This is a genomic window from Dietzia sp. DQ11-38-2 (assembly GCF_014145055.1).
Classification (GTDB): Bacteria; Actinomycetota; Actinomycetes; order Mycobacteriales; family Mycobacteriaceae; genus Dietzia.
In genome coordinates, this window is the sequence record NZ_JAALDW010000223.1 from 1 (window position 1) to 8,017 (window position 8,017).

Sequence of the window (8,017 nt, forward strand, 5' to 3'; positions counted from 1 at the left end):
TAACCGACTCGACGCACCCGCCACGTGGGTCGGGTGCGTCGAGTCGACAGAGCAGAGGACGATCAGGAGATGGCCTGGGTCAGCTCCTCGCCGAGCGACCTCGCCTCGTCGGGGGTCAACTCCACGACGAGGCGTCCGCCACCCTCGAGAGGGACGCGCATGACGATCCCGCGGCCCTCCTTGGCCGCTTCCATCGGTCCGTCACCGGTCCTGGGCTTCATAGCCGCCATCAGGTCGATTCCCTTCGTCCTTGGCAGTGGGCCGCGTCCGGTGAGGACGACCACGCCCACGTGCGGTGTTGCTGAATGGATGCTGCGATTCTAGCGCGTCACACCGGGCCCGGACGCGGGAGCGCGTTCTGGGCCCGCGGCGTCCGAGTGCTGTGGGCCGTTTCCCGCGCCGTCGAGGCGCGCGCGGAGGCGGTCGATCTCCGCGGCCGCCTCCTCCAGTGCCCAGTCGACCTCCGACATCGTGTACCCGCGTGCGGACATCCCGAACCGAACCGATCGCAGATCGTCTCCACGGAGCGGGCCCTCCGGCAGCGAGGTGACCGTGTGGCCCCGCGCCACGGCCGGCAGTGGCTCGGAGCGGCCGAAGACCACGACCGACAGGGCGAAGAGCGCTGCGGCGACGATCAGGGTGAGCACCACGTAGACGACGACGGTGAGCATGCGGGCGAATCCCCCTCTGGTCCGGGCCGGTCCCCCAGTCTCGCACAACCGCCGCGGCGTCGGCGGCGGTGACCAGGCCGGGTCAGGCGAGGCCCCGGACCGTTCGCGCAGGTGGGCGGGTCCCCGAAATGGAGGCCACCATCTCCACCGCCCTACGGGTCGCGAGCACGTCGTGGGTGCGGAACACGCGGGCACCCATCATCGCCGCGACGGCGGTCGCGGCCAGAGTGCCCTCGGCCCTGTCGTCGATACCCGCGTCCAGGGTCTCGCCGATGAAATCCTTGTTGCTCAGAGCCATGAGGACGGGGGGGCCCAGGGCGACGATCTCGTCCAGTCGCCGCAGCAGTTCCAACCCGTGGAAGGTGTTCTTCCCGAAATCGTGGGTGGGGTCGATCAGGATCCCGTCGGCCGGGACGCCCGCGGCGATCGCCCGCTCAGTGGCGGCCGACAGTTCCGAGACCACGTCGAGGACCACATCGCGATAACCGACCCGGAAGGGACGGGTCCGCGGGATCGCGCCGCCGGTATGGGAACACACGAACCCCGCCCCCACCTCACCGGCTGCGGCCAGGACCTCGGGATCGTGTCCGGCCCACGTGTCGTTGACCAGATCGGCGCCGGCGGCGAGGGCCTTCCTGGCGACCGACCCACGCCAGGTGTCGACGGAGAGCACGGCGTCGGGGTACCTGTCCCGCACCGTCTCGACGAAGGGGACGACCCGACGCACCTCCTCACGGGCGTCGACGAGCTCACCTGGCCCCGCCTTGACCCCACCGATGTCGAGGATGTCCGCGCCGTCCGCCACGCACCGATCGACCCGCTCCATCGCCGCCGCGTCGGTGAAGTTCGCTCCACGGTCATAGAAGGAGTCGGGGGTGCGATTGACGATCGCCATCACCAGGGGCCGGTCGACGGGTACCGGGTGCCCGCAGAGCGTGGGCTTCCAGTTCGAGGGTGAGGGGGCCGAGGTCGGTCCGGTCATCGACGCCCTCCGCAGGCGTCGAGGGCTGCCTCCACCTCATCGCGGACCACGAGGTGGTCGAACGCCTGAGGCGAGACCAGTCCCGACTCGACGAGGCCCCCGACCCAGTCCAGCAACGGCCGGTAGAAGCCGATCGGGTCGTACAGCACCACCGGCTTGTGGTGGAAACCGAGCGACGCGGACGTCCACATCTCGAACATCTCCTCCATCGTCCCGATCCCCCCGGGCAGGGTGAGGAACGCGTCGGAGCGCTCCTCCATCTCGCGCTTGCGCTCCCGCATGGTGGTCACCACCACCAACTCGTCCGCGGCGGTGTCGGCCACCTCCCGCACTCGCAGCCCTTCAGGGATGACACCGACGGTTCTGGCTCCGCCGTCCCGCGCCGCCTCCGCGACCGCACCCATCATCGACACGTGACCTCCACCGGAGACCAGGGACCACCCGCGGCGGGCGATAGCCGCACCCACTTCGGTGGCGATCCCCAGCAGCTCGGGGTCGTACGACGAGGAGGCGCAGTAGACGCAGACCCTGCGCCCGGGCACAGGGGCCCTCATCGTTCGACTCCCCGGTGCTCCTCGCCGAAGAGGTCTTCCCGCTGCTCTGCGGTCAGCGCGGCCTGATGGTGCGCCCGGCGGATGTACTGGACGGCCTCGTCGACGGAATCCGTGACCAGGAACAGATCGAGATCGGACGCCGAGACCATGCCCTGCTCGACGAGGGTGCCCCGGATCCATTCCACCAGAGGTGCCCAGAAGTCGACGCCCAGCAGCACGATCGGGAACCGGGTGATCTTGTCCGTCTGGACCAGGGTGATCGCTTCGAAGAACTCATCGAGGGTGCCGAAACCGCCCGGGGTGCACACGAAGGCCTGCGTGTACTTGACGAACATCGTCTTGCGGACGAAGAAGTAGCGAAAGTGCAGGCCGAGGTCGACCCAGCGGTTGATTCCCTGCTCCATGGGCAGCTCGATCCCCAGACCCACGGACTCGCCGTTCGCCTCCCAGGCGCCCTTGTTCGCCGCCTCCATCTGACCGGGTCCACCACCGGTCACGACGGCATACCCCGCCTCGGCGAGGGCACGACCCAGTTCCACCGCCTGCTCGTAGGCGGGATCGCCCGGGCGCGTCCGTGCCGAACCGAAGACACTCACCGCGTCGGAGAGCTCCGCGAGTGCGCCGAACCCGTTGACGAACTCGCTCTGGATGCGCAGGACCCGCCACGGGTCGGTGTGCAACCAGTCGGTGTCCTGATTCTTGTCCAGCAGCCGCTGGTCCGTGGTCGTGCGATCGCCGCCCCTGTCCCGTCGCAGGAGGAGCGGGCCGCGCAGGTGTACCGGATCGTTCTGTGCCATCAGGGTCACATCTCCTACAGTGGTCGGCCCGGGTTCGGAGGCCCGGATCGTGTCGGCTCCGGGCTCGTGTCGGCTCCGGGGTTCAGTCGGCTCCGGGGTTCAGTCCGATGCGGTGAGGTAGGCGCGGAGCATCCCGGTCACCGCGGTGATCTGGGTGGCCGGGCAGTGTTCCTCCCGGGTGTGTGCCAACCCGGGATCGCCCGGACCGAGGTTGACCGCGGGAACGCCCAGAGCAGCGAACCGTGACACGTCGGTCCACCCGTACTTCGCCCGCACCCGCCCACCCGCCGCACGCACGAGGTCGGCCGCCGCCGGGGCCGCGAGACCCGGCAGGGCCCCGGGGGACATGTCGGTCAGTTCCCAGTACTCACCGGGCTCGCTCGGCGGATCCTCGCCCGTCGGGATGCGCCCGGACCGGGTCAGCCCGAGCGCCTCGAGAGCGTGCGTGAGCGCCGCATCGGGGTCCCGGTCCGGGGCGAACCGGAAGTTGACGTCGAGCCATGCCTCGTCCGGAACGGTGTTGCCGGCCACGCCTGCGGACATCCGCACGGCCTGCAGCCCCTCCCTGTACACGCATCCGTCGATGTCCACCGAGCGCGGCTCGTACGACTCGAGCGCCGCCAACAGTGGGGCTAGTCGGTGCACGGCGTTGTCGCCCAACCAGCTCCGCGCCGAGTGGGCCCGGGTGCCGCGGGTGTGGATCCGTAGACGGCAGGTCCCCTGACAGCCCGCCTCGATCTGGCCACCGGTGGGCTCACCGAGAATCGCCACGTCCCCACGGAGCCAGTCCAGGTGGCTCCGTTCGAGGAACCCCAGGCCGTTGGCGGTGGCCTCGATCTCCTCGCAGTCGTAGAGGACGAGGGTGAGATCGTGCGCGAGCGCGGCAGAGTCCGCGAGGGTCGCGAACAGGTGGAGGAACACCGCGTCCCCGGACTTCATGTCGACCGCCCCGCACCCGTGCAGGACCAGATCGTCGCCCTCTCCGGTGATCGTGGACGGCACGTTGTCCGCCACCGGGACGGTGTCGAGATGACCCGCGAGCACCACGCGCGTGGGCAGGCCCCTGGTGGTCCGGGCCAGGACGCGGTCGCCGTCACGGATCAGTTCGGTCCGCCCGGCGGCCGGTCCGGTGAAACCGGCGACCACCTCCTCGAGCGCGGTGTGGACGGCGCCGGCGATCGCCGCTTCCGCCCGGGAGGGGCTGGGGATGTCGACGAGCGCACGGGCGAGGTCGACCGGGTCTGCGGTCAGATCGAGGGCGGCGGTCACGGCGTCCACCTTAGATGCCCGTCACCGTTGTGCGCCGGGGCCGACCGCTAGCATCGGGGTATGAGTGCACACGGAGCCGTAGCCACCGGAATCGCCACCCTGACGTCCGATCACACCGTTCTCGACGTGTGGTATCCCGCGCCGGAGCTCGGTGCGGCCTCCGAGGGGGGCCACCGGATCCTCTCGGGCGACGAGGTCCCCGCCGAGCTCGCCCCCCTGACAGGACCCGATGCCGACCGCGGTGTCGAGCGGGTCGCGGTCCGCGTGGAGATCGGCGACCTCACGCAGGCCCCGACCGACGCGTACGACGCGTACCTCCGGCTCCACCTGATCAGCCACCGCCTCATCAAGCCCCACTACGCGAACATGGACGGCCTCTTCGGGACCCTGAGCAACGTGGTGTGGACCAACTTCGGCCCCTGTGCGGTCCCGGGCTTCGAGCTCGTCCGCGCCAAGCTCCGCGCCCGCGGACCGGTCACGGTGTTCGGCATCGACAAGTTCCCGCGCATGGTGGACTACGTGGTCCCGTCCGGGGTGCGGATCGCCGACGCCGACCGCGTCCGGCTGGGAGCCCACCTGGCGGAGGGGACGACCGTCATGCACGAGGGCTTCGTCAACTTCAACGCCGGCACCCTCGGGCCGTCGATGGTCGAGGGCCGCATCTCGGCCGGGGTCGTGGTCGGCGCCGACTCCGACGTCGGCGGTGGCGCGTCGATCATGGGGACGCTCTCCGGCGGCGGCAAGGAGACCATCTCGATAGGCGAACGGTGCCTGCTGGGAGCCAACTCCGGGATAGGGATCTCCCTCGGTGACGACTGCGTGGTCGAGGCCGGGCTCTACGTCACCGCCGGCACGAAGGTGGACGTCCGGGCGGGCGCCTGGGCCGACCGCGAGCCCGTCAAGGCCGGCCGGCTCTCCGGGATGGACAACCTGCTCTTCCGTCGCAACTCCGTCTCCGGCGCGGTCGAGGCCGTGCCGTGGAAGAAGGAGGGCGTGGAACTCAACGACGCGCTCCACGCCAACGACTGACTCGCGGGCGGACATCCGCGTCCGGTATCCCACATCGGCGGGCGCCGGCCGGGTCTCGGTGACCTCAGGCCAGCCGGCGTACCGCCTCGGCCACCGTGGCGTCGGTGGCCGTGAGGGCGATGCGGACGTGGCGGGCACCCGCGGAGCCGTAGAACTCGCCGGGCGCCACGAGCAGACCGCGCCGGGCGAACCAGTCCACCGTCTCGCGGCAGGGCTCGTCCCGCGTCGCCCAGACATACAGCCCGGCCTGCGAGTGATCCACCCGGAATCCGGCGGCCTCCACGGCCGGGAGCAGGAGCTCGCGCCGGGCCCGGTAGCGCTCGCGCTGCTCGGCCTCGTGCGCGTCATCCCGAAGCGCCGCGGTCATGGCGTTCTGGACGGGCAGGGGCATCATCAGGCCGGCATGTTTGCGGACCGCCAGCAGCTCCGCCACGAGCGACGGATCCCCCGCCACGAAGCCCGCGCGATACGAGGCGAGATTCGAGGTCTTGGACAGCGAGTGCAGGGCCAGCAGGCCGGAGTGATCGCCGTCGCAGACACGCGGGTCCAGGATCGACGGCGCCTCCCCCTCCCACACCAACCCGAGGTAACACTCGTCCGAGGCCACGATCACCCCGCGTTCGCGGGCCCACTCGACCACCTTGCGCAGGTGGTCCACGCCGAGCACCCGGCCGCTGGGGTTCGCTGGCGAATTGAGGTAGAGCAGGGTGGGCGACGACGGGCCGAGCTGGGTCAGCGAGTCGGCACGCACGACCGCCGCCCCCGCGAGCAGGGCGCCGACCTCATACGTCGGATAGGCCACCTCCGGTACGACGACCGTGTGCCCCGGACCGAGTCCGAGTTGTGTGGGCAGCCCCGCGATGAGTTCCTTGGTGCCGATGGCGGGCAGTACCGAGCCGGCGTCCAGCCCGGTGACACCGTAGCGCCTGGCGAGGGCGTCGGCGGCAGCCGTCCGCAACTCCGGTGTCCCGACGGTGGTCGGGTACCCCGGTTCGTCGGATCCGGCATCGAGCGCCTCGCGGATCACCGGGGCGACCGGATCGACCGGGGTGCCCACGGTGAGGTCGACCAGGCCGTCGGGGTGCGCCGAGGCGAGGGTCCTCGCCTCGGCGAGGGTGTCCCACGGGAACACGGGGAGTGCGCGCGCGGGAGGACGGCGCTCCGGGCGCGACACGACCGAGGTCACTCCTGGTTCATGGGGGGCAGCGCCTTGATGAACGGGTGGTCGTAGTCGATCTTGCCCACCTTGGCCGCGCCACCCGGGGATCCCAGCTCCACGAAGAAGTCGACGTTCGCGGTGTTGTACTCGGACCACTCCTCCGGGGTGTCGTCCTCGTAGAAAATGGCCTCCACCGGGCACACGGGTTCACACGCGCCGCAGTCGACACACTCGTCGGGATGGATGTACAGCATCCGTCCACCCTCGTAGATGCAGTCGACCGGACACTCCTCGACGCAGGACTTGTCCATCACGTCGACGCACGGCTCTGCGATCGTGTAGGTCACGTCGGCCACCTTCCTCATAGCGGTATGGCCTGCATCGTATGTCACACCCCGTGCGCGCGACCACGCCGCCCCGAAGCCGGTCGCGCTATGTGACGACGGTCACGGGGATCTGGGTGGGAGCCGGGCCGTAGACGGTGTCCCTGCGCCGCACGGGCCGTCCGATACCGGTGGCGATCTCCGCGATCTCCTCCGGGGTCTTGGCCGACCCGTTCTCCGCCCCGGCCATCCGGGAGATCGTCTCCTCCATGAGGGTGCCGCCGAGGTCGTTGGCGCCCGCGCGCAACATGGTGCGAGTGCCCGCGACCCCGAGCTTGACCCAGCTGGTCTGGACGTTGTCGACGGCGCCGTGCAACATGATCCGGGCCAGCGCGTGGACCGCGACGTTCTCCTGGCGAGTCGGACCCGGCCGGGACGCGCCCGCCAGGTAGAGCGGGGCGCTGCGGTGCACGAAAGGCAGGGGGACGAACTCGGTGAACCCGCCGGTCCGGTCCTGGATCCCCCTCAGCGTGCGCAGGTGCGCCACCCAGTGCCGCGGCGTGTCCACGTGGCCGTACATCATGGTGGAGCTCGATCGCAGTCCCACCTCGTGTGCGGTGGTGACGATGTCGATCCATTCGGAGGCCGGGAGTTTGCCCTTCGTCAGCACCCAGCGGACCTCGTCATCGAGGATCTCCGCCGCCGTCCCCGGGATGGTGTCCAGACCGGCCGCCCGCAACTCGGTGAGCCACTCCCTGACCCCCACCCCGGACCGGGCCGCCCCGTTCGAGATCTCCATCGGGCTGAACGCGTGGACGTGCATGGACGGCACCCGCTCCTTGACCGCGCGGACGAGGTCGGCGTACCCGGTGACCGGCAGGTCCGGGTCGATCCCGCCCTGCATGCAGACCTCGGACGCCCCGGAGACGTACGCCTCGTACGCGCGGTCGGCCACCTCGGCGGCCGAGAGCGAGAACGCGTCCGCGTCCCCCTTGCGCTGGGCGAACGCACAGAACCGGCACCCCGTGTAGCAGATGTTGGAGAAGTTGATGTTCCGGTTGACGACGTAGGTCACCGTCTCCCCCACCACGTCCGCGCGGATCCGGTCGGCGAGTCCGGCCACGGCGGCCAGCCCGTCCCCCGTGGCCGTGGCCAGGGCGAGGTACTGGTCGTCGGTGAGGCCGGCCGGGTCCGATTCCGCGGCCCGCAGCGCCGCGACGACCTCGGAGTCCG

10 protein-coding genes are annotated in these 8,017 nt (G+C 70.5%); 1 reads left to right on the top strand and 9 read right to left on the bottom strand.

The features are described from left to right. Window positions 1-62: 62 nt before the first annotated feature. The 6 genes from G6026_RS08225 to dapE form a co-directional block, all read right to left on the bottom strand. The gene (locus tag G6026_RS08225; RefSeq protein WP_081615186.1) at window positions 63-230 is read right to left on the bottom strand and encodes a DUF3117 domain-containing protein; all 168 of its coding nucleotides are present in this window, start codon (window positions 228-230) and stop codon (window positions 63-65) included. Between the two features lie 90 nt (window positions 231-320). Next, window positions 321-671, bottom strand: coding sequence for a DivIVA domain-containing protein (locus G6026_RS08230; RefSeq protein ID WP_107756753.1), 351 nt, complete (start codon window positions 669-671; stop codon window positions 321-323). An 82-nt stretch (window positions 672-753) separates the two neighbouring features. Continuing rightward, on the bottom strand, window positions 754-1,653 hold the full coding sequence (gene folP, locus G6026_RS08235) for a dihydropteroate synthase (protein ID WP_182612883.1): 900 nt from the start codon (window positions 1,651-1,653) through the stop codon (window positions 754-756). Beyond that, window positions 1,650-2,207 carry a TIGR00730 family Rossman fold protein gene (locus G6026_RS08240; RefSeq protein ID WP_107756755.1) on the bottom strand — a complete coding sequence of 186 codons (558 nt, stop codon included), beginning with the start codon at window positions 2,205-2,207 and terminating at the stop codon, window positions 1,650-1,652. Before G6026_RS08240 ends, folP begins: the two co-directional genes overlap by 4 nt. Next, a complete protein-coding gene (locus G6026_RS08245; RefSeq protein WP_107758131.1) occupies window positions 2,204-3,004 on the bottom strand; it encodes a TIGR00730 family Rossman fold protein in 801 nt (266 codons plus the stop codon). The genes G6026_RS08240 and G6026_RS08245 overlap by 4 nt, the downstream gene beginning before the upstream one ends. Window positions 3,005-3,103: 99 nt before the next feature. Next, window positions 3,104-4,273, bottom strand: coding sequence for a succinyl-diaminopimelate desuccinylase (gene dapE, locus G6026_RS08250; protein ID WP_182612884.1), 1,170 nt, complete (start codon window positions 4,271-4,273; stop codon window positions 3,104-3,106). A 60-nt stretch (window positions 4,274-4,333) separates the two neighbouring features. On the opposite strand from dapE, the gene dapD reads away from it, so the two are divergent. Next, window positions 4,334-5,302, top strand: coding sequence for a 2,3,4,5-tetrahydropyridine-2,6-dicarboxylate N-succinyltransferase (gene dapD / locus G6026_RS08255; protein WP_107756757.1), 969 nt, complete (start codon window positions 4,334-4,336; stop codon window positions 5,300-5,302). Window positions 5,303-5,366: 64 nt separating this feature from the next. Here dapD and dapC read toward each other — a convergent pair whose 3' ends face one another. From dapC to cofH, 3 genes are all read right to left on the bottom strand, one after another. Then, window positions 5,367-6,476 carry a succinyldiaminopimelate transaminase gene (gene dapC / locus G6026_RS08260; protein WP_182612885.1) on the bottom strand — a complete coding sequence of 370 codons (1,110 nt, stop codon included), beginning with the start codon at window positions 6,474-6,476 and terminating at the stop codon, window positions 5,367-5,369. Between the two features lie 8 nt (window positions 6,477-6,484). Then, a complete protein-coding gene (gene fdxA, locus G6026_RS08265; protein ID WP_107758132.1) occupies window positions 6,485-6,808 on the bottom strand; it encodes a ferredoxin in 324 nt (107 codons plus the stop codon). 85 nt (window positions 6,809-6,893) lie between these two features. Continuing rightward, window positions 6,894-8,017: 5-amino-6-(D-ribitylamino)uracil--L-tyrosine 4-hydroxyphenyl transferase CofH (cofH, locus tag G6026_RS08270; protein WP_182612886.1), on the bottom strand; the 1,124-nt coding region annotated here is incomplete at its 5' end.

Excerpts from the sequence above, each read along its gene's own strand:
- G6026_RS08225 (WP_081615186.1), bottom strand. The coding sequence starts at position 230 with ATGGCGGCTATGAAGCCCAGGACCGGTGACGGACCGATGGAAGCGGCC.
- G6026_RS08240 (WP_107756755.1), bottom strand. The coding sequence starts at position 2,207 with ATGAGGGCCCCTGTGCCCGGGCGCAGGGTCTGCGTCTACTGCGCCTCC.
- dapD (WP_107756757.1), top strand. The coding sequence starts at position 4,334 with ATGAGTGCACACGGAGCCGTAGCCACCGGAATCGCCACCCTGACGTCC.
- G6026_RS08230 (WP_107756753.1), bottom strand. The coding sequence starts at position 671 with ATGCTCACCGTCGTCGTCTACGTGGTGCTCACCCTGATCGTCGCCGCA.
- folP (WP_182612883.1), bottom strand. The coding sequence starts at position 1,653 with ATGACCGGACCGACCTCGGCCCCCTCACCCTCGAACTGGAAGCCCACG.
- G6026_RS08245 (WP_107758131.1), bottom strand. The coding sequence starts at position 3,004 with ATGGCACAGAACGATCCGGTACACCTGCGCGGCCCGCTCCTCCTGCGA.